The sequence below is a fragment of the Bradyrhizobium sp. IC3195 genome (assembly GCF_020193585.1).
In the GTDB taxonomy this organism is placed as follows: domain Bacteria; phylum Pseudomonadota; class Alphaproteobacteria; order Rhizobiales; family Xanthobacteraceae; genus Bradyrhizobium; species Bradyrhizobium yuanmingense.
This window is the reverse complement of record NZ_JADYVG010000005.1, coordinates 342,013-362,633: the sequence shown is the minus strand read 5'-3', so window position 1 is coordinate 362,633 and position 20,621 is coordinate 342,013. Positions and strand designations below refer to the sequence as shown.

Annotated in this window: 22 protein-coding genes; 16 read left to right on the top strand and 6 right to left on the bottom strand. The window is 65.6% G+C overall.

Annotated elements, in window-relative coordinates; genetic code table 11:
- Positions 1-108 precede the first annotated feature (108 nt).
- Positions 109-282, bottom strand: a complete 174-nt coding sequence (locus I6F09_RS14325) for a hypothetical protein (RefSeq protein ID WP_192893250.1) — start codon at positions 280-282, stop codon at positions 109-111.
- A gap of 185 nt (positions 283-467) precedes the next feature.
- On the opposite strand from I6F09_RS14325, the gene I6F09_RS14320 reads away from it, so the two are divergent.
- Positions 468-656, top strand: coding sequence for a hypothetical protein (locus I6F09_RS14320; protein WP_036023690.1), 189 nt, complete (start codon positions 468-470; stop codon positions 654-656).
- Here the strand turns inward: I6F09_RS14320 and I6F09_RS14315 are convergent.
- From I6F09_RS14315 to I6F09_RS14295, 5 genes are all read right to left on the bottom strand, one after another.
- A complete protein-coding gene (locus I6F09_RS14315; RefSeq protein ID WP_225188329.1) occupies positions 653-1,138 on the bottom strand; it encodes a metallophosphoesterase family protein in 486 nt (161 codons plus the stop codon). The two genes, I6F09_RS14320 and I6F09_RS14315, sit on opposite strands and share 4 nt — an antisense overlap.
- A 14-nt stretch (positions 1,139-1,152) precedes the next feature.
- The gene (locus I6F09_RS14310) at positions 1,153-1,371 is read right to left on the bottom strand and encodes a hypothetical protein (protein WP_057029921.1); all 219 of its coding nucleotides are present in this window, start codon (positions 1,369-1,371) and stop codon (positions 1,153-1,155) included.
- A gap of 123 nt (positions 1,372-1,494) precedes the next feature.
- Positions 1,495-3,261, bottom strand: coding sequence for an SDR family oxidoreductase (locus tag I6F09_RS14305; RefSeq protein WP_225188328.1), 1,767 nt, complete (start codon positions 3,259-3,261; stop codon positions 1,495-1,497).
- A gap of 87 nt (positions 3,262-3,348) precedes the next feature.
- Entirely contained in the window at positions 3,349-4,266 is a 918-nt protein-coding gene (locus I6F09_RS14300; protein ID WP_225188327.1) for a hypothetical protein, read from the bottom strand.
- Between the two features lie 12 nt (positions 4,267-4,278).
- Positions 4,279-4,566 (bottom strand): hypothetical protein, encoded by a 288-nt coding sequence (locus I6F09_RS14295; protein ID WP_057029924.1) that lies wholly within the window; start codon positions 4,564-4,566, stop codon positions 4,279-4,281.
- Between the two features lie 339 nt (positions 4,567-4,905).
- On the opposite strand from I6F09_RS14295, the gene I6F09_RS14290 reads away from it, so the two are divergent.
- From I6F09_RS14290 to I6F09_RS14220, 15 genes are all read left to right on the top strand, one after another.
- The gene (locus I6F09_RS14290; RefSeq protein ID WP_225186216.1) at positions 4,906-6,006 is read left to right on the top strand and encodes an inositol-3-phosphate synthase; all 1,101 of its coding nucleotides are present in this window, start codon (positions 4,906-4,908) and stop codon (positions 6,004-6,006) included.
- The gene (locus I6F09_RS14285; RefSeq protein ID WP_225149758.1) at positions 6,006-6,602 is read left to right on the top strand and encodes a histidine phosphatase family protein; all 597 of its coding nucleotides are present in this window, start codon (positions 6,006-6,008) and stop codon (positions 6,600-6,602) included. The genes I6F09_RS14290 and I6F09_RS14285 overlap by 1 nt, the downstream gene beginning before the upstream one ends.
- Positions 6,599-7,702 (top strand): glycosyltransferase, encoded by a 1,104-nt coding sequence (locus tag I6F09_RS14280; protein WP_225149759.1) that lies wholly within the window; start codon positions 6,599-6,601, stop codon positions 7,700-7,702. Before I6F09_RS14285 ends, I6F09_RS14280 begins: the two co-directional genes overlap by 4 nt.
- A 2-nt stretch (positions 7,703-7,704) precedes the next feature.
- Positions 7,705-8,505 (top strand): nucleotidyltransferase family protein, encoded by an 801-nt coding sequence (locus I6F09_RS14275; RefSeq protein WP_036023674.1) that lies wholly within the window; start codon positions 7,705-7,707, stop codon positions 8,503-8,505.
- Complete coding sequence (locus tag I6F09_RS14270) at positions 8,502-9,269, top strand: TIGR04290 family methyltransferase (protein WP_074448197.1); 768 nt, start codon at positions 8,502-8,504, stop codon at positions 9,267-9,269. Before I6F09_RS14275 ends, I6F09_RS14270 begins: the two co-directional genes overlap by 4 nt.
- A complete protein-coding gene (locus I6F09_RS14265; RefSeq protein ID WP_225149760.1) occupies positions 9,266-10,216 on the top strand; it encodes a beta-xylosidase in 951 nt (316 codons plus the stop codon). Before I6F09_RS14270 ends, I6F09_RS14265 begins: the two co-directional genes overlap by 4 nt.
- On the top strand, positions 10,204-11,409 hold the full coding sequence (locus tag I6F09_RS14260) for a phosphopentomutase (protein ID WP_225128989.1): 1,206 nt from the start codon (positions 10,204-10,206) through the stop codon (positions 11,407-11,409). The genes I6F09_RS14265 and I6F09_RS14260 overlap by 13 nt, the downstream gene beginning before the upstream one ends.
- Positions 11,410-11,618: 209 nt before the next feature.
- The gene (locus tag I6F09_RS14255) at positions 11,619-12,731 is read left to right on the top strand and encodes an NAD-dependent epimerase/dehydratase family protein (protein WP_036023669.1); all 1,113 of its coding nucleotides are present in this window, start codon (positions 11,619-11,621) and stop codon (positions 12,729-12,731) included.
- Positions 12,731-13,792 (top strand): SDR family NAD(P)-dependent oxidoreductase, encoded by a 1,062-nt coding sequence (locus I6F09_RS14250; protein ID WP_225188326.1) that lies wholly within the window; start codon positions 12,731-12,733, stop codon positions 13,790-13,792. The genes I6F09_RS14255 and I6F09_RS14250 overlap by 1 nt, the downstream gene beginning before the upstream one ends.
- Positions 13,789-15,075 (top strand): TIGR04295 family B12-binding domain-containing radical SAM protein, encoded by a 1,287-nt coding sequence (locus I6F09_RS14245; RefSeq protein ID WP_225188325.1) that lies wholly within the window; start codon positions 13,789-13,791, stop codon positions 15,073-15,075. Before I6F09_RS14250 ends, I6F09_RS14245 begins: the two co-directional genes overlap by 4 nt.
- The gene (locus I6F09_RS14240) at positions 15,072-16,184 is read left to right on the top strand and encodes a glycosyltransferase family 4 protein (protein ID WP_225188324.1); all 1,113 of its coding nucleotides are present in this window, start codon (positions 15,072-15,074) and stop codon (positions 16,182-16,184) included. Before I6F09_RS14245 ends, I6F09_RS14240 begins: the two co-directional genes overlap by 4 nt.
- Positions 16,181-17,311, top strand: a complete 1,131-nt coding sequence (locus I6F09_RS14235; RefSeq protein WP_225188323.1) for a glycosyltransferase — start codon at positions 16,181-16,183, stop codon at positions 17,309-17,311. Before I6F09_RS14240 ends, I6F09_RS14235 begins: the two co-directional genes overlap by 4 nt.
- Positions 17,308-18,396: a glycosyltransferase gene (locus I6F09_RS14230; protein WP_225133620.1), complete on the top strand. Its 1,089-nt coding sequence runs from the start codon at positions 17,308-17,310 to the stop codon at positions 18,394-18,396. Before I6F09_RS14235 ends, I6F09_RS14230 begins: the two co-directional genes overlap by 4 nt.
- Positions 18,393-19,517 (top strand): glycosyltransferase, encoded by a 1,125-nt coding sequence (locus I6F09_RS14225; protein ID WP_225188322.1) that lies wholly within the window; start codon positions 18,393-18,395, stop codon positions 19,515-19,517. The genes I6F09_RS14230 and I6F09_RS14225 overlap by 4 nt, the downstream gene beginning before the upstream one ends.
- Positions 19,518-19,528: 11 nt before the next feature.
- Positions 19,529-20,593: a UDP-glucuronic acid decarboxylase family protein gene (locus I6F09_RS14220; protein ID WP_225188321.1), complete on the top strand. Its 1,065-nt coding sequence runs from the start codon at positions 19,529-19,531 to the stop codon at positions 20,591-20,593.
- Positions 20,594-20,621 lie beyond the last annotated feature (28 nt).

Below are 20,621 nucleotides of genomic sequence, written 5' to 3'. Positions count from 1 at the left end.
CTCCCTGCCCGAATGCCGCACCGGCGGAGGCGGTCGCCAGCACGGCGAGCAGCACCAGACCTGTCCTGCTCATCGACTGTCTCTTGGTGCATCTGTTGAGGTCGAGCATCATCGATCCTGCTGGTAGCCCTGGTTGGTCGTGTTCTGCTTGATGTTGCCGTGGCGGCCCTGGGTATCGAAATTCTCGCGGCCCGGCTCCCGTTCTGTCGGCTCGACGGCCGGATCGGAACCGGGTCCCTTGTTGCTCCGCTGTTCTTCGGGGACTGGAGGCATCTTTGACATGTGCTGCTCCTGTGTCGATGGTTCGCAATGTCGAAATAGAACAATGAGTTGTCGCAGGGGTCGTTCCTGCGCCGATCGCCGCAGCGCGAGACAGGGAACAACCGCGCTGCGTCCCGGGTTGATCAGAAGGTGCTGCCGCAGCGCCATCGTGCGAGCTCGCAGGGAAACACTCGACGGGGAAACACATGCCAAAGGCCACTGAACCTGAAACCGATCCGCGAGAGACACCGCTCGACGATCCGCGCCGGAAGACCGATATGCCGACGCACCGGCAGACGAATAAGCCCTGGCAAGGCAATCCCGAGAAGGAACAAATCGATCCGGAACGGCCGCCGCTGGATCTGGAGCGGTGGCAGAAATCGAAGACGCACTAGCAGCGGAGGCCTGCTGGCGTGTCGAGATCGTGAATGACCGGCCGCAGCGGCCCGCCGGAGTGCAGTTCCAGCGTTGCCAGCGTAATCGGCAGCTTGAAGCGGCGCTTCCCTGCGCTGCCTGGATTCAGATAAAGCACGCCGTTGGCGGTCTCGATCCGCGCGCGGTGGGAATGCCCTGAGACCACGACATCGATCCCGAGCTCGGCAGGATCGATCGTCAGCTCGTTGAGGTCGTGCAGGACGTGGAAGCTGCGGCCGCCGAGGCGCAGCGTTTGTGTTTCGGGAAAGCGTTCAGCCCACGTGCCCCGGTCGACATTTCCCCTGATCGCGGTGACGGGTGCGATGCGGCAAAGCCCGTCCATCACCGCCTGGGCGCCGATGTCGCCGGCGTGGATGATGTGCGAGACGCCGGCGAGGCAGCGCTTCGCCTCGGGCCTCAGCAGTCCATGCGTGTCGGCGATCACCCCAATCATGAACGTCATGTCAGATCACGGCTTCAGTGCACTACATCCAGCGGCATCCGGCCGATTTCCTCACCATCCTCGTTCGTGACGAGGATCGAGAAGTGGCGGCCCTTAAGCTCGGGACGCTCCTCGAGCAGGCGCCGCGCAATCTCTTCGGCGACATCCAGAGCCTTGATGTCGTCCGGCAAATCGGCACCTCCCTCGTCGGCTACGGTTTCAGAATCCACCAAATCAAAATGATAGCGCGGCAACGTCTGGTCCTCGGGTGTTCCCGCAGGAACGCGCGGTCTCGGGGCTTCGTTCCGGCGTCGGAGCCATCTGCGGTCCGGCGGGCGGGCATCCCCGTCGGTCCTCGGCGCGAGATTGCCGCGGACTCACGCGCGGCGCCGCCGCGTCCTCGCGCGGGGTCTGTAACGCCCCGCCCTCGATGCCGCGAATGCCAGGCCGGCAGCGATCCCGAGCACCACGAGCCCCTTGCTGAGCACAGCGGCCGGCGGAACCTGCTTCCGCACCAGCCAGCCGCCGTCGACGGACGTGACCTGCGGACCCGCTTCGAGCAAGGTCCCTTCGTTCCTTGCTGCTGGACGCGCGCGCGACAGCAGCCAGCGGAATGCGGCTCCGATGACATTCTCGGTGATCTCAGGAGCAACCGCATAGGCCAGTTGCCCGGCGCGCGCCGGCCACCCCACGGCCATCTCGTCACGAGGCGCGCGGACGAGGCGCAGGAGGGTCTGGGCTACATCTTCGGATTGATAAAGCAGCGGACCAGGATCGAGCCTTCGTCCGGAGACGTTGGCGCCGTGGACGAAGCCCGGCGTATCGACCATGGACGGAAAAACGCCACAGACGTGAATGCCGGGATGAGCCCGGAGCTCCTGACGCAAGCTTGCGGTGAAGCCGCGCAGGCCGAACTTGCTGGCGGTGTAGGCTGCGGCAAAGGGCGTCGGCGCCCAGCCGCCGAGCGAGATGTTGTTGATCAGGACACCGCGGTTCTGGCGAAGGAAGATCGGAAGCACCGCGAACGCGCCATGCATGGTGCCGAGCAGATTGACCTCGATGGTCCGGCGATGAAGCGCGATGTCGGCATCCTGATAGGCCCCGAACACGCCCGTGCCGGCGTTGTTGATCCAGACGTCGATGCCGCCGAAGGCCTCATCCGCCGCACCGGCCAGACGCTGCACCGCCTCCGCGTCAGTGACGTCGGTTGGCACGGCCAGGGCCCGGCCTCCGAGCGCCTCACAATCCGCAGCAAGCCGCATCAAGACCTCGCCGCGGCGTGCGGCGAGGACCACGCTTGCGCCCTCGCGGGCAAAGGCCAGCGCCGCGGCGCGGCCGATTCCACTGGAGGCGCCGGTGATGACGACGCGCGTGCCGACCATCTGCCCGTGCTCGCGTCCCGAGACGTCCGCGGGAAGCAGCCAGCGCAGGGATCGCCGCAGGCGTGCCGTTCCCTGTGTTTCGAACCAGTCGCCATGCGCAAAGATCACCCGCTCCGGAGCCAGCTTCACGAGCCGCTCGCCCGCAGCCCGCGCCGAACGGCCGCCAAGGCGGAGCAGCAGCCGCAGATAGATCGGGGCCTTCCCGCCCGGCTTGGCAATGCCGAGCAGGCTCGCCGCGGCTGTATTCGCGGCGCTGAGGTGGTGGGGATCGAGGTTCTGAACGATATCGGTCAGAACCAGCGTCCGGCTCCGCCTGTCGAACAGCTCGACCTCCGAGAACATCGGAGCATTCACCGACACCGTTTCGAGGTCGGCGGCCCATTCCTCCGGCGTCGTGTCTCCAAGCTCCCGATCGATGCGGAGGCCCGCCGCCCGCACCTGCCCGCGCGCCGCAAGGCCGCGCGCAGCAAAGACCGCGGCCTGCGGCAGCTGCCTTTGCCATTCTGGCAGGAACATCCAGTGCGCAATATTCGGCGCCAGCAGGTATCTGATCGTGCCCAGCCGCTCCAGCTCTTGGCGCAAAGCCGGCGAATATCTCACCGGCGAATGCAGCACGAGGTCGCCGTTCGACAGGCGGATGACAGTCATCCGTACGGGCAGTTGCAGGCCGGCGGCGTTGATCGGCTTGTCGTTCACGATCCAGATATCGTCGGTCACCTGCGACAGGCTGGCAGTCGACACACCGGCGTCGGAACTTTGCATGAGCGTCTTTCCATTGCGAGGGCGTTGCACCAAAGCGCGTGGGCGGCGCTCGTTCCTCATCAATGTCTTGGAAAGGACGTCTGGAAATCACATCGCCGCGGTCGTTCGACCTCCTTCGAGCCGCACCCGTAGCGCGTTGCGGGCGTCGGCGATGACATCGACCCAATCGCCCGGCCGTGTTTGATGAAACAGCCGCAGGCTCGGGTACCAGAACGAACGCGAACCGGATTGGGGCCAGCGCCAGTCGCAATCGGCATGCAGCAAGACCCAGGCCTCGCATCCGAGCGCGCCCGCAAGGTGTGCGATCATGGTGTCGACACAGACGACGAGATCGAGCTGCCGCAGGCGATGGCCGAGAGCGACGATATCAGGCGTGCTGATGTCCCGCGCCCCGATCGCCGCGAGCTCTTCGGTGCTCGTCCCGCGCTGAAGCGAATGGAGCGTCACGCCGGGTTCTGCGAGATTGCGCAGCAAGACGGCCGGAACCTCCCGCCGCTTGTCCCACTCACCGACTTTCCAGACCAGGCCGACGGCCAGACTTTGCAGCCGAAGCGGTTGTACGGCAACAGGAGGGAGCATCAGGTAGGGAACGCGCATCTCGACCTCATCGCGGCGCGCTCTGATAGCGTGCGGCACCTCCATGATCTCGATGTCGACCTCGAAAGCGCTCTCGGGCGCACCATCATGCAGCGGGATGGCGCGATCGACGCCCGCTGCCCCCTCGACCATCGGCAGCAGCTCGGGTTGACACCACAGGGTGACGCTGCGCGCAATCGCGCGAAGCGGCTTCATGAAGCGCAGGAACTGGATGGTGTCGCCGAGTCCGTGATAGCAGCGCACCAGCACGTGCTTATCCCTCAGCTCCTCGCCGCGCCAGATCCGCTGGAGGTGACGCGGGCCAGTGTGCTTCGGCGGATGCGCGATCTCCAGCAAATCTCGATCGTTGATCCGCCAGGCGCGCCCAAAATCGCCCGCCCTGATCGCTTCCGCCCAGCCGCCCGCCATGTCGCGCGGTCGCTAATGTCGCACGAACTTGTGGAATCGACTGAGCTTGCCGTCCTTGGTTCGATCCTGATGCAGGAACGCGATGCCGGCTTCATCGAACTTCTCGAAGAACGCATCCCAGCTGATGCGATCCAACGCTTCATCCGGCGGATCGAAATCAATACGCAGGATTCCGGCGTGGCCACCCTCCTCCGTCGCCTTCACGGTCGCCGGCTTCCCGCCGCGTTCTTCGGCCCATTTCTGGATGACGTTGTGATCGGTGGTCTCGTGGGCTTCGCTGTTCTGTGCCTTGGATGTCATGTCACACCTCGTTCACTAGGCGGGCGATGAACGCCGCACGCATCGAACCATTGGCCGACAAACGCGGGCCGCAGTGATTGGTTCTTCGCGGCAGATACGAAACGGTCCGCGTGAGGCGAGCATCATCTTCTTCATCTTCATCATGAAAGTCGTTCGTTCCGAGCTGGCGGTACGGGACTTTATCCCATGTTAAGCGCGTCGCATTTTGTCGCGATGAATCGGCCCACGGCGTGCCGCTCGCATCTCCTTCCCAGGAACGAACATACCTTCCACACGTTCGCCGACGTACTTACACCGACTCTTGCACCGACGCCGCATGCTTCCGGAGGGCTTCATTCCATGCATTCTCGTCTCCAACACAGGCGCCGCGTGCGCGTCGGACTCGTCGGCGTCGGCAATTGCGCGAGCTCCTTCGTCCAGGGCCTCACCTACTACCGGAACGCCAAGTCGAACGAGCCGGTCCCGGGGCTAATGAACGCGGATCTCGGCGGTTACCATATCAGCGATATCCAGATCGCTTCGGCGTTCGACGTCAACGCCAACAAGGTCGGCCGCGACGTCGCCGATGCGATCTTCGCCTCGCCCAACAACACGCACCGTTTCTCCGACGTCGCGCCGACAGGCGTGATCGTGCAGCGCGGACCGGTCCTGGACGGCATCGGGCATTATCTCACCGACGACGTTCCGATTGCGGACGTGCCGGAGGCCGACGTGTCCGAAGTGCTGGCGATGTCCCGCACCGACGTTCTGGTCTCCTATCTTCCGGTCGGCTCGCAGCGCGCCAGCGAATGGTATGCGGCGCGCGCCATCGAGGCCGGCTGCGGCTACGTCAATTGCATTCCGGTCTTCATCGCCTCCAATCCCGAATGGCGGCGCCGCTTCGAGGAGGCCGGCCTGCCGATCGTCGGCGACGACATCAAGAGCCAGGTCGGTGCCACCATCCTGCATCGCGTGCTCGCTAACCTGTTCCGCGAGCGCGGGGTGCGGCTCGACCGCACCTACCAGCTCAATGTCGGCGGCAACACCGATTTCAAGAACATGCTCGAGCGGGAGCGGCTGGCCTCGAAGAAGATCTCCAAGACCCAGGCCGTGACCAGCCAGTTCGACGTCCCCATGGACCCCGACAACATCCATGTCGGACCGAGCGACCACGTGCCGTGGCTCACCGATCGCAAGCTCGCCTTCATCCGCCTGGAGGGAACGACCTTTGGCGGCGTTCCCCTGAGCGCCGAGGTCAAGCTCGAGGTCTGGGACTCCCCGAATTCGGCGGGCGTCGTGATCGACGCGGTGCGCTGTGCCAAGCTCGCCATGGACCGCGGCCAGGCCGGAGCGCTGACCGGCCCTTCGAGCTATTTCATGAAATCGCCGCCGCAGCAGTTCACCGACGAGGAGGCCGGACGGCGGACGCGCGCCTTCATCGACGACAAGGCGTTTGCGTGATGGCTGGGATCATCCATCTCGTCCGCCACGGTCATCATGCCCTGCTCGGCCGCATCCTGTGCGGCCGGATGAAAGGCGTCGCGCTCGACGATCTCGGCTGTGAGGAAATGGCGCGCTGTGCCGGCACCATCGCGGCGCGGCCATCGCTCATTCAGTCCAGCCCGCAACGGCGCTGTATGCAGTCGGCATGCATCCTCGCGGCGCATTTCAGGCTGCCGGTCGAGATCGTTCCTGCCCTCGACGAACTCGATTATGGCGAATGGACCGGGCGATCGTTCGACGAGCTGGCGCCGGATCCCCGATGGTCGCGCTGGAATGGGCGACGCGGCACCAGCCGCCCGCCCGGCGGCGAGAGCATGCGGTCGCTTCAGAACCGCATGGTCGCTCATCTGGAGCAGCTGCGCGGCGACCGCAATCTCGACGCGGTCGTCCTCGTCAGCCACGCCGAGCCGATCCGTGCCGCGCTGCTGCACTATTCGCGCATGCCGCTCGATCAGTTTCTTTCGATCGAGATCGATCCTGCCAGCATCAGCACGCTCCGCGCCGACAGAAGGGGCATGAAGATCACCGGGATCAACCAGCGGGTGCCGGCGTGAAGATCGTCATCTTCGGCCTGACAATCTCGTCTTCCTGGGGCAACGGTCACGCCACCTTGTGGCGCGGCCTCTGCAAGCATCTCGCGCGTTCGGGACACAGCGTCGTCTTCTTCGAGCGCGACGTGCCCTATTATTCCGGTGCCCGGGATCTCTACGAGCTGCCGGGCGGCGCGCTCCGACTGTTCGCGAACTGGGACGATGTGCGGCAGGCGGCAAGCGCGGAGGTCCGTGACGCCGACGTTGCGATCGTGACCTCCTATTGCCCCGATGCGATCGCCGCGACCGAGCTGATCCTTGCTGAGGATCGTGCCGTTCCCGTGTTCTACGACCTCGATACTCCGGTCACGCTGGCAAGGCTCATCGCCGGCGAGGCCGTTCCCTATATCGGCCCGCGCGGCCTGCGGGACTTCGCGCTGGTGCTCAGCTTTACCGGCGGGCCTCACGTTGCGGACGAATTCCGCAACAGGCTCGGCGCGCGCGACACGCGGCCGCTTTATGGGCATGTCGACACAGACATCCACCATCCGGTCGCGCCGCAGCCGCATTATCGCGCCGATTTGTCCTATCTCGGCACCTACTCCGAAGACCGCCAGCACACGCTCGAGGCGCTTTTCGTTGCGCCCGCGCGGGCGCGCCAGGATCTCCGCTTCCTGATCGGCGGCGCGCAGTACCCGGACGATTTCCCATGGTCGCCCAACATTTATTTCGTGCGGCACCTGCCGCCGTCCGAGCACGCGCCGTTCTTTGCCTCATCGCGGCTGACCCTCAACGTCACCCGCCGGGCCATGGCGGAGATGGGCTGGTGCCCGTCCGGCCGGCTGTTCGAGGCCGCGGCCTGCGGTGCCCCGCTGCTGAGCGACGACTGGCCCGGAATAGCGGACTTCTTCGCGCCCGGAGAAGAGATCCTGATCGCACGCGACGAGCACGACGCGCTTGCCGCACTCGCGATGCCGGATGCCGAGCTCAGGCGCATGGCCCTGCGCGCCTATGAGCGCACCATGGACCAGCACACATCCGACAAGCGGGCGCGTGAACTGATCTCGATGCTCGAGCAGATTGCGTCGAGCCGCATCAGCCGGCAACAAATCGAGGAGGCCTGATCATGTGGGGCATCGTTCCGGCCGCGGGCCGCGGCAGCCGTATCCAGCCGCTTGCGTTCTCGAAGGAATTGCTGCCGGTCGGCAGCCGGCATGACGACGGTACCGACCGTCCCTGCGCGGTCTCCGAATATCTGCTGGAGCGCCTCATCCTCGGCGGCGCGGACAAGATCTGCTTCGTGATCTCGCCCGGCAAGTCCGACATCCTCGAATATTTCGGCGACCATTACGGCAGCGCCGAGCTCGCCTATGTGGTGCAGCCCGAAGCCTCCGGCCTGTGCGACGCGGTGTTCAGGGCAAGCACCGTCGTCGGGCGGCACGAAGACGTCATGGTCGGCTTGCCCGACACGGTGTGGTTTCCCAAGGCGGCCCTGCAATCCCTGCCCGAGGCAGACCTCTCGTTCCTGCTGTTCCCGGTCGAGCACCCCGAATTCTTCGATGCGGTGGTGCTGGACGGCGAGCAGGTGACGGAGATCCAGGTCAAGCAGCCGAATGCAGCCTCGCGCTGGATCTGGGGTGCTTTCAAGATGTCGGCCCACGGCTTCCGCCAGCTCCAGGCGCTGTGGCACGCACGCGAACGCCGCGACGAATATTTCGGGACGCTGGTCAATGCGTACCTTTCGGCCGGCGGCAACGGCATCGGGGTCAAGGCCGGCGAATCCTACGTCGATGTCGGCACCATCGACGGCTATCGCACGGCAATGGCCCTGCTCGCCGAGGGCGTCGAGGGCCGTTCCAAGTCGCGGACCCGCGCCTCATCGGACGGGGCCCGGCCGGTCTCAATGAATAACGGAGCGATTGCATGACCAGAGGCGCCCTCTCCCGCGAGGAAATCCGCCAGCGCGTCGATGCGCTGGGGCCATGGTTTCACAATCTCGACCTCAAGGGCGTGCCGACAGCGCCGTCGCACTTTCTCGGCGACTACCCCAATGTGAAGTGGCAGCGCTTCTCCGGCATCATTCCGGACCGGCTCGAAGGCAAGACCGTGCTCGATATCGGCTGCAATGCCGGCTTCTACGCAATGGAGATGAAGCGGCGCGGCGCCGAACGCGTGCTCGGCCTCGACACCGACGAAGAATATCTGGCCCAGGCCCGCTTCGCGGCCGAGGTGAACGGGCTCAGGATCGAATTCCGCAAGATGTCGGCCTATGATGTCGGGCAGCTGCGCGAAAAGTTCGACCTCGTGATCTTCATGGGCGTGCTCTATCATCTGCGACACCCGCTGCTGGCGCTGGACCTGATCCATGAGCACGTCGCTGGCGATCTCCTCCTGTTTCAGTCGATGCTGCGCGGCGACAGCCGGGTCGATGCGATCGAGAAGAATTACGACTTCTGGACTACCGATCAGTTCGATTCCTCCGGCTACCCGAAGCTGCACTTCATCGAGCACAAATATGCCGACGACCCCACCAATTGGTGGGTGCCCAATCGCGCCTGCGTCGAGGCCATGCTGCGCAGCGCCGGCTTTGCCATCGCGGCCCATCCGGAAGAGGAGGTCTATCTGTGCAAGCGCACGACGCGGCCGCAGGTCGACGGGCCGGTTTATCCGTCACGGGAGGCGAGCCGATGATCGAGGCTGCCAAGATCTGGAACGAGCCCAACAACAAGTCGCATTGGGACCTGCTGATCGACCCGGACTGGGCGATGTTCGCGAATCTTGCCCTCGCGGCGGGAAAGGCTATGCGCAGCGCGCATCCGACCTTGCCGCGCGTGCTCGGCGGCATTTCGCCGATCGACCCGTCCTTCATGCGCAGCATGCAGGCGCGCGGCGTGCTCGACCACGTCGACGCCGTCGCCGTGCACGGCTTTCCGCTCGACTGGAATTTATGGCAGATCGGAGAATGGCCGGCCAAGATCGAGGAGATCAAGGCCGTCACCTCGCTCCCGGTCTGGGTGACCGAGGTCGGCGTCTCCTCGTTCGGCGCCGAGGAGGTGCAAGCCTGGGGCCTGTCGCGCACCGCCGACCTTCTGATCGGCCGCGCGCCGCGCATCCACTGGTACAGCCTCTATGATCTCCCTTCGGCCTGGGAGGCGACCACGCGGCACAAGGAGGCCGAGGGGTCCTCCTATTACCGGCATTTCCACATGGGCCTGCTGCGCGAGGATGGAACGCCGAAAGCCGCGGCGGAGCTGTTCGGCCAATACGCCGCCGACATGGGCCTCTGCCAGTGGTTTCATTTCGAGGACCATCGTCTCGATGATGCCGTGCGCTGGATGCGACGGTTCGGCGTGCGGCACTTGCGGACCGGCCTGTCATGGGCCGACAGCTTCCGCCCCAACGCACTGGACTGGTTCGACCGCCAGATGGATGCGCTGGCCGAGTTCGAGATCACTGTGACGTTCTGCTTCACGCCGGAGCACCGCGGTCTCGAACCGCATCACACCAGCCCGCCGCTCGACGTGAACGAGTTCGCCGATTTCTGCGCGCAGATGGTCGAGCGCTATTGCACGAAGACCGGTCTCGCCTCCTCTAGTGGCGTCTCCCCGCCGATCAGGGAGCCGACATGCGTGCCCTGATCCTGGTGATGGATTCCGTCGGAATCGGCGCCGCGCCCGACGCCGCCAATTACGGCGACGAAGGTGCCGACACCATCGGCCACATTGCGGATGCATGCATGGCCGGGCGTGCCAATAGTCCGCAGCGGGAGGGGCCGCTGTGCCTGCCAAATCTCGTGGTGCTCGGCCTCGGCGAGGCCTGCCGCCTTGCGACGGGGCGCGTCCCGCCCGGGCTCGACGGCCGGGTTCAGGGTGCGCGCCATGGATGCGCCAGCGAGATATCGAGGGGCAAGGACACGCCATCCGGCCATTGGGAGATCGCCGGCGTGCCTGTCGCGTTCGACTGGGGCTATTTTCCAAAGATCCAGCCCTGCTTCCCGCGCGATCTCGTAACAAAGCTGTGCGAACAAGCCGGACTGCCCGGCATCCTCGGCAACTGCCACGCCTCCGGCACCGACATCATCGCCGAATTCGGCGAGCGCCACATGCGCAGCGGCGAGCCGATCTGCTACACCTCGGCCGACAGCGTGTTCCAGATCGCGGCGCACGAGGAGACGTTCGGGCTTGAGCGGCTTTACGACGTTTGCACGATCGCGAGACGGCTGGTCGATCCCCTGAACATCGGCCGCGTCATCGCGCGTCCGTTCGTCGGAACGGACGCAGGCAATTTCAAGCGCAGCTCGCACCGGCGCGATTTCTCGGTTCCGCCGCCCGAGCGAACCATCCTCGACCTTGCAGAAACTGCCGGCCGCGACATCGTCACGATCGGCAAGATCGACGACATCTTCGCTCATCGCGGCACCGGGAGAAACCTGCGCGGCGACGGCAATGCAGCGCTGTTCGATGCCACGCTCGATGGGCTTGGAGGCCTTGCAGAAGGCGGGCTTTTGTTCGCCAACTTCATCGATTTCGACACGCTCTACGGCCACCGCCGCGACGTCGCCGGCTACGCAGCGGCGCTCGAAGCTTTCGACGCCCGCCTCCCCGAGCTGCTGAGCCGGCTGCGAAGCGACGATCTCCTCATCATCACCGCCGATCATGGCTGCGATCCGACCTGGAGCGGCACCGATCATACGCGCGAGCAGGTCCCGATCCTGGCGTGGACCGCGCAGTCAACGGCTCCGATCGGCCGACGCGCCGGCTTTGCCGACATCGGCGCGACGGTTGCAAGACATCTCGACCTGCCGGCGCCACTTCATGGCGCGCATTTCTAGCCGGGATTCTAGCTGGGATTCACTTGGGTTATTGATCCAGGTTAGAGAAATTTTCGTTTGTAGGTTTCGCAGGAACGAACATTCCTTGCACCGCTTCTAACTCCCAGACGTGACTGGCGCGCAGGTCGCCCGACCAAGCAAAGGCGCGCTTCAACTCTCATCATCGGCTGGTCCCGAACGGATCGGTCCCATGCGGCACGGAGCGGTGAATGACGCGAGTATTGATTACCGGAGGCGCGGGATTCATCGGTTCGCATACGGCCGACGTGCTGCTTGCGGCTGGCTATGAGGTCCGCCTTCTCGACAATCTCTCTCCGCAGGTCCATGGCGGCAACCGTCAGCGGCCCGCTTATCTCGCGGACGATGCCGAGCTCGTGGTCGGCGACGTCACGGACAGCGTCGCCGTCGAACAGGCCTTGCGCGGCGCCGACATGGTCCTGCATCTCGCCTCCGCCGTCGGCGTCGGCCAGAGCATGTACGACATCGAGCCCTATGTCAGGACGAACGAGCTCGGCACCGCCGTGCTGCTGCAGGCGCTGGCGAAGCGACCGGTCGCACGGCTGGTTGTGGCGTCCTCGATGAGCATCTACGGCGAGGGCCTGTATCGTGATGCCGTCGGCAACGTCGTGGCTTGCGACGAACGACCGATCGGGCAGCTTCGCCAAGGAGAGTGGGAACTGCGGGATCATGCAGGCCATGCGCTCGATCCCGTGCCTACGCCTGAGACCAAGCAGCCGTCTTTGAGCTCGATCTACGCGCTGAACAAATATGCGCAGGAGCGGATGTGCCTGATCACGGGCAAGGCCTACGGCATTCCGACGGTCGGCTTGCGCTTCTTCAACGTGTTCGGTCCGCGGCAAGCGCTGTCGAATCCCTATACCGGGGTGCTGGCCATCTTCGCCGCGCGGCTGCTCAATGGCCGGCCGCCGCTCGTCTTCGAAGACGGCCTGCAGCGGCGCGACTTCGTCCACGTGCACGATGTCGCCCGCGCCTGCCGCATGGCGCTCGAATCCGACCACGCCCAGGACGTCTTCAACGTCGGCTCGGGCCAGAGCCGCACCATTCTGTCGGTAGCCGAGGATCTTGCCCAGGTGATGGGACGGTGCGAGATCGCTGCCGAGATCACACGGAAATACCGTGCTGGCGACATCCGGCACTGCTTCGCCGACATCGGCAAATCACGCGACCTGCTCGGCTTCGAGCCGCATGTCGCGTTCAAGGACGGGCTCGAAGAGCTCGCCGGGTACCTCGCCGACCAGATCGCCGACGATCAGGCGGAGCGGGCGACCCGTGAGCTGCTGCAACGAGGGTTGGTCGCGTGATGAGTGAACAAGACAACAGACCTGTCCTGGTCACCGGCGGCTGCGGCTTCATCGGCTGCAATCTCGCCGACCGTCTCGCCGAACGCGGCGACCGCGTGCTGGTGCTGGACAATCTCGCCCGCGCCGGCGTGCGCGAGAACGCGCAATGGCTGAAATCCCGGCATGGCGAGCGCGTCGCGATCACGGTGGCCGATATCCGCGACCCCATTCCGGTGATCGACGCCGTGCGCGAGGCACGCGCCGTGCTGCACCTCGCGGCCCAGGTCGCCGTCACCGACAGCGTCAGCGATCCCTCGGCCGATTTCGAGATCAACGCCCGTGGCACGCTGAACGTGCTCGAAGCCGTCCGCCTGCACAACGCCTCAGCGCCAGTGATCTTCGCCTCGACCAACAAGGTCTACGGGCGCCTGATCGAGGACAGCGAGATCGCGCTCACCGGCAGTCGCTACACGCCGGTCAACGATCTGCTCGCCGGCGGCATTTCGGAGAACGCCCCGCTCGATTTCTACAGCCCCTATGGTTGCTCCAAGGGCACCGCCGATCAATACGTCCACGATTATGCCCGGGTGTTCGGGCTGCAGGCCGTGGTGATGCGCATGAGCTGCATCTACGGGCCGCGGCAGTTCGGCACCGAGGACCAGGGCTGGATCGCACACTTCCTGCTCAGCGCCATAAGCGGCAATCCGCTGACGATCTATGGCGACGGCAAGCAGGTCCGCGACGCGCTGCACGTGTCGGACGCGGTGAGCGCCTGGCTCGCGGCGCTCGACCACATCGCGCTGGCGCGCGGGCGCGTCTTCAATCTCGGCGGCGGTCCGGCGAATGCGATCAGCCTGCTCGAGTTGATCGACCGCATCACCGAGCTGACGGGCCGCAAGGTCAGCTATCGCTTTGCAGACTGGCGACCGGGCGATCAGCCCTGGTACGTGACCGACACGCGGGCGCTCGCCACCGCGCTCGGCTGGACGCCGCAAATGCTCCTCGCCGATGGCCTGCGCTCGCTCCACACCTGGCTCGACAGCCGCTTCGGATCACAGAATAGAAGCGAGGCCCTGGCATGACGCGGGTAGCCCTCATCAATCCGAACTGGGACTTTTCGGGCAGCATCTATTTCGGCTGCCGCTCGCCTCACCTGCCGCTCGAGCTCGGCATCTCCCAGCACTATCTGAAGGCGGCCGGCCACGACACGTTGCTGCTCGATGCGCATATGTTCGATCTCTCCCTCCGCGACATCGAGGCCGAGCTGCGCGCCTTTCGTCCCGGCCAGATCGTCTTCACCACCGCACCGACCTATCTGTTCTGGCGCTGCGCGCCGCCCGAGCTGCGCGTGCCGCAGCAACTCGCCATCGCGGTGCGGGACCTTGCGCCGACCCTGATCGCGGTCGGCCCGCATGGTTCGAGTACGCCGAAGACCGCCCTGAGGAAGCTTGGCGTCGATATCGTCGTGATGGGCGAGTGCGAGGCGTCCCTGCTGCGTCTCGCCAATGGCGAGCGAGACTTTCCCGGCCTGTGCTTCGCCGACGGTGCTTCGCTCCGGGTCAATGGCGGGCCCCAGGCGGTCGCGTTCAGCGACCAGCCCGCGCTCGACTGGCCGGAGGATATGATCCGGCGTCACCATCACCATCATCACCGCTTCGAGGCCGCGCCGACCGCACCGGGAGCCGAGGTGGAGGCCTCGCGCGGCTGCCCCTACAACTGCACGTTCTGCGCCAAGGAGAATTTCCGCAACGCCTATCGCAAGCGGCCGCCCGCCGTCATTCTCGACGAGATCGATCGTCTGCGCCGCCATGGCATCGAGTACGTCTATTTCATCGACGAGATCTTTCTTCCCAATCGCGAACTTTTGGAAGGCTTGACGACGCGCGGGCTGAAGTTCGGCGTGCAGACGCGGATCGACCTCTGGAAGCCCGACATGCTCGCCCTGCTCGGGCGCGCCGGCTGCGTCTCGATCGAAGCCGGCATCGAGAGCCTCACCGTGGAAGGGCGCGCGGCCCTCGCCAAGAATTGCAAGATGACGACGGATCAGCTCGCCGACCGGCTGGTCGAAGCTCGCCGCCACGTCCCCTTCGTGCAGGCCAATTTGATCGAGGTGCCCGAGGACGACGATCCCGTGGTGCAGCGCTGGCGCCGCACCATGCAGGATGCCGGCGTCTGGGCCAACGATCCCGTGCCGCTCTATCCCTATCCCGGCTCTCCCGACTACCGCAGGCTCTGGGGCGAGCCCGACGACGTCGCCTGGGAGCGCGCACACCGGCACTATCTCGCGATGTTCGACCAGTTCAGCGACGTGCAGAACGATCGCCCGGTCCCGCTCGACAGCCTCGAACTCCAGGTGGCCTCATGAACCGTGGCGCCGACATCAGGATCATGATGACGACTGACACGGTTGGCGGCGTGTGGACCTATTCCTGCGCGCTTGCCACGAGTCTCGCTGCGTCCGGTGCCGACGTCACGCTGGTGACGCTGGGCCCGCGGGCACGGGTCGATCAGCGTCAGATGCTGCGTGAGACCAGCGTGCACCTGGTCGACACGGACCTCGCACTCGAATGGCAGGACCCGGAGGGCCAAAACGTTTCCGACGCAAGGCGCGTGCTTGCAAACCTGGAAGCCAGATTGATGCCCGACGTTGTGCATCTCAACAGCTTCCGCGAGGCGACCTTTGCCTGGCAGGCCCCGACAGTGCTGGTGGCGCATTCCTGCGTAAATTCGTGGGCACTCGCCTGCCGCGATACGGCCTGGCTTGGCGAGCCCAGATGGCGCCGCTACAGCGAGCGGGTCGCCGCTGCGCTCGACGCGGCGCAGGCCTGGGTCTGTCCGAGCCGGGCCTTCCACGACGACATCACGGCGATCTACCAGCCGCAATCGCGCGGCGCGGTGATCTGGAACGGAATTTCGCCACGCGCCCCGTCTGGGCGAAAGCAGGACCTGATTTTCGCGGCAGGACGGCTGTGGGACCGAGCCAAGAACATCGAAGCGCTCGCCGCCGCCGCGCCTGGGCTGGATTGGCCGGTCGAGGTGGCCGGTCCTATCGAAGCACGCCTGCCAGCGGGTATCACCTGGCTCGGAGAGCTGCCGCACGCGGCGCTGGAGACACGCCTGCAGCATGCAGCGATCTTCGTCAGCCCCGCACTCTATGAACCGTTCGGTCTCTCGGTGCTGGAAGCCGCCGCCGCCGGCTGCGCGCTGGTCCTCTCTGACATCCCGACCTTCAGGGAATTGTGGCGCGGCGCCGCCTTGTTCGTCGATCCCGCCGACAGCGAGGCGCTGCACCGGGCTCTGGCAGATCTTTGCGCTGACGAGATGGGCCGCGCAAAGCTGCAGCGGGCCGCCTATGAGCAATCCCTGACCTATTCGCTGACGCGCATGACGAGCGCCTATCTTGGTCTCTACCGGGACCTGATCGCATCGCGCCGGACGAGCGCCGCGGCCAGCCAAATCGAGGTGCGCGCATGAAATGCGTCCTGTTCTATCATGCCTTCACCTCCTGCTGGAACAACGGCAACGCGCATTTCCTGCGGGGCTATGCGCGCGAGCTCCATGCGCTCGGGCACGAGGTCGTCGTGTTCGAGCCCATCGACGGCTGGAGCCGCCTGAACGCCATCCGCGAAGGAGGGAGTCATGCGATGGAGGACATTCCCGCCCTCTTCCCCGGCATCGACATCCGCCGCTACGACACCAGCCTCGATCTCGAGCGGGCGCTTGATGGCGCGGATCTCGTCATCGTGCATGAATGGAATTCGCCCGATCTCATCGCGCAGATCGGGCGCAGGCGGATGCAAGGCGGGTCCTTCACCCTGCTCTTTCACGATACCCATCACCGTGCGGTCAGCGCGCCCGACGAGCTTGCGCAATTCGATCTCGACGGATTCGACGGCGTGCTCGCCTTCGGCGAGGTGCTTCGGCAGATCTATCTGAAGCTCGGCTGGGCAGACCGGGTCTTCACATGGCACGAGGCAGCGGACGTTGCGCTGTATCACCCGTTGCCCCAGGTCGAGCGGACCGACGATCTGGTCTGGGTCGGCAATTGGGGCGACGGCGAGCGCAGCGCCGAGCTGAACGAGTTCCTGGTCGAGCCCGTGGCGGAGCTGAAGCTCCGCGCCAGCGTCCATGGCGTGCGCTATTCGGATGATGCGCTCCGCACCATCAGGAGCGCAGGCATCCGCTATGGCGGCTGGCTGCCGGCGCACTGGGCCCCCGTCGCCTTCGCCGGCGCGCGCGCAACCATTCACGTGCCGCGCGGGCCTTACGTCGCCCTGCTGCCGGGCATCCCGACCATCCGCGTGTTCGAGGCGCTGGCCTGCGGCATTCCCCTGGTCTCGGCACCCTGGTCGGATACGGAAGGTCTCTTCCCCGAGGGCGCCTATCTCAGCGTTGCCGACGGCGCGCAGATGAAGCATGCGCTTCGCACCGTCATCGACGATCCGGAATTCTCTGCCGCGATGGTGGCGACCGGCCTGAAGGTCATCCAGGATCGTCATACCTGCCGCCACCGCGCCGAGCAGCTCATCGACATCGTCACCGACCTCAGGGATTCCAGCCGTTCGGCACGGCCTCAGCACGACATCGGAGCCGTCGCATGAAGATCTGCTTCTTCGGATCCAGCCTCGTCTCGTCCTACTGGAACGGCGCCGCCACCTACTATCGCGGCATGCTGAAGGAGATCGCGGCGCTCGGCCACGAGGTCACCTTCTACGAGCCCGACGCGTTCGACCGCCAGTCGCATCGCGACATCGACGAGCCGGATTGGGCCAAAGTGGTCGTGTATCCCGCGACCGCGGACGGCTGGCGCCGCTCGCTCGACACAGCCGCACAATCGGCCGACATGCTGGTCAAGGCCAGCGGCGTCGGCGTCTTTGATCTCGAGCTGGAGAACGCCGTCGCCGCGCTGCCCTCACGGCTGACGCGGATCTATTGGGACGTCGATGCTCCCGCCACGCTCGAGGCGATGGAAAGCGATCCGCAGCATCATCTGCGTCGCGCGATCCCATACTACGACATGGTCCTGACCTATGGCGGCGGCGAACCCGTCGTCTCCGCGTATCGATCGGTGGGCGCGCGGGACTGCGTGCCGATCTACAACGCACTCGATCCCTCCACGCATTTTCCGTCACCGCCCAATCCGCGCTTTGCCTGCGATCTCAGCCTGCTGGCGAACCGCCTGCCCGACCGCGAGACGCGCGTCGAGCATTTCTTCCTCGACGTTGCACGCCATCTGCCCGAAAAGTCTTTCGTGCTCGGCGGCTCCGGCTGGGACGACAAGGACGCCTCCGCCAATCTGCGCAAGGTCGGCCATGTCGGCACCGCCGATCACAACGCGTTCTTCGGCTCCGCGCTCGCCACGCTCAACGTCAATCGCGACAGCATGGCGCGCTATGGCTTCTCACCGCCGACGCGGGTGTTCGAAGCGATCGGCGCCGGCGCGTGCCTGATCACCGACGAGTGGGCCGGCATCGATCATTTCCTCGAACCCGGCCGCGAGGTGCTGGTGGCCGCCGACGGAGCCGAGGTGGCCGAGCACCTCACCGCGCTCGATCCCGAGCGGGCCCGGTCTATCGCCCGCCGCGCCCGCGCACGCATCCTCAGCCAGCACACTTACCGGCAGCGCGCCCGCCAGTTCAACGATCTCTTCGTCGCCCACAGCTCCCGAATCGAGGCAGCAGAATGAACCTCTCCATCGTCGTCATCGGTCTTTCGGTCACTTCGTCCTGGGGCAACGGTCATGCCACGACCTACCGCGCCCTGATCGAAGCGCTGGCGCGACGGGGTCACCGCGTCACGTTCCTGGAGCGGGACGTGCCCTGGTATCGGGATCACCGCGACCTGACCAAGCCCTCTGCCTGGACTGTCGAATTGTACCATTCTTCGAAAGATGTTCCGCGCCAGTTCGGCAAGCTGATCCGCGATGCCGATCTGGTGATCATCGGCTCTTATGTTCCTGACGGGATCGCGCTCGCCGAATGGACCACGACGCACGCGAGGGGCATCACCGCGTTCTACGACATCGACACGCCAGTCACTCTGGCGCGGCTCGAGCAAGGCCTCGACTATCTCTCGGCGGCAATGATCCCGCGCTTCGATCTCTATCTGTCGTTCACCGGCGGACCGGTGCCCGGCCTGATCGAGCAGAGCTACGGCAGTCCGCTCGCGCGTGTGCTTTACTGCAGCGCAGACGCGGAGATCTACGCGCCGAAGCAGGCGCCGCCGAAATGGGCGCTCGGCTATCTCGGGACCTACAGCGAGGACCGGCAGCCCGTTCTCGAGGAGCTGCTGCTGGCACCGGCGCGCACGCTGCCGAGCGATCAATTCGTCGTCGCCGGCGCGCAATATCCGGACAATATCGCCTGGCCCGCCAACGTCGCCCGGATCGAGCACCTCTCGCCGAAGCAGCACCCGGAGTTCTACGCGGCGCAGCGTTTCACGCTGAACGCCACCCGCGCCGACATGAAGGCGCTGGGCTTCTCCCCCAGCGTCCGGCTGTTCGAGGCCGCCGCCTGCGGCACGCCCGTGATCTCGGACCGGTGGCCCGGGATCGAGACGATCTTCGCGCCCTCGAAGGAAATCCTGCTGGCAGCCAGCCCGCGCGAGGTCGTCGAGATCCTGCGCGACATGCCGGAAGAGCAACGGCGCACGATCGCCCACAACGCGCGGCGGCGGGTTCTCGCCGATCACACGCCCGACCATCGCGCACGGCAGCTGGAGACCTATTACGCCGAGGCAGCCGCGCGGCGCCGCCGCAAGACGGCGCCACTCCCCGTCGTTCGCCCTATGCAGGTCGCCCAACTCTGAAAGGCCACGTCATGACGCTCCAGACCCGCATCCACGCGTCCCGCCGCTCGCCGACGGTCCTGGTCGCCGGCGGCGCCGGCTTCATCGGATCGCATCTCTGCGACGCGCTCCTGCAACGCGGCAGCATCGTGATCTGCCTGGACAATTTGTTCACGGGGACCACCGACAACGTCCGGCCCCTGCTCAACCATCCGAACTTCCGCTTCATCGAGCATGACGTGCGCGATTCCATCGAGATCGAGGGCGAGATCGACCGGATCTACAGCCTCGCCTGCCCGGCCTCGCCCCGCCATTATCAAGTCGATCCGGTCGGAACGATGAAGACCTGCGTGCTCGGCTCGATCAACCTGCTCGAACTGGCGCGGCAGAAGGGCTCCCGGATTCTTCAAGCCTCCACCAGCGAGGTCTACGGCGACCCGGAGGTGCATCCGCAGCCGGAATCCTATCTCGGCAACGTCAATCCCGTCGGGCCGCGGGCCTGTTACGACGAAGGCAAGCGGGCCGCGGAGACGCTGATGTTCGACTATCGGCGGATGCACGGGACCGAGATCAAAGTCGCGCGCATCTTCAACACCTACGGCCCGCGCATGCTCGAGAATGACGGCCGCGTCGTGTCCAACTTCATCGTGCAGGCGCTGCGTGGCGAGCCGATCACGATCTACGGCCAGGGCACGCAAACCCGCAGCTTCTGCTTCGTTGACGATCTCGTGCGGGGGCTTCAGCTCCTGATGGAGAGCCCCGCCTCGGTCAGCGGTCCGTGCAATCTCGGCAATCCGCACGAGGTCACGATCGAGGCCATCGCCCGTGAGGTGCTGGCATGCACCGAATCTGCATCCCCGCTGCGCTTCGAGCCCCTGCCCAAGGACGATCCCAAGCGGCGCAAGCCTGTGATCGACGCCGCCGAGAAGATCCTGGGATGGCGTCCGAGGGTGGCATTGAAGGACGGCCTTCAAGCGACCATCGCCTATTTTGCGCTCCGTCTCGCCGGGGAATCGCCCACGCTCGTGCCGGCCATCGCCGCGCGCAGGACGCGCCCTCCAGCACGCGGCCGCCTGACGATGTCCGAGCAACCGTGAAGGCAAATCCTTTGACAGGCTAGCCCAG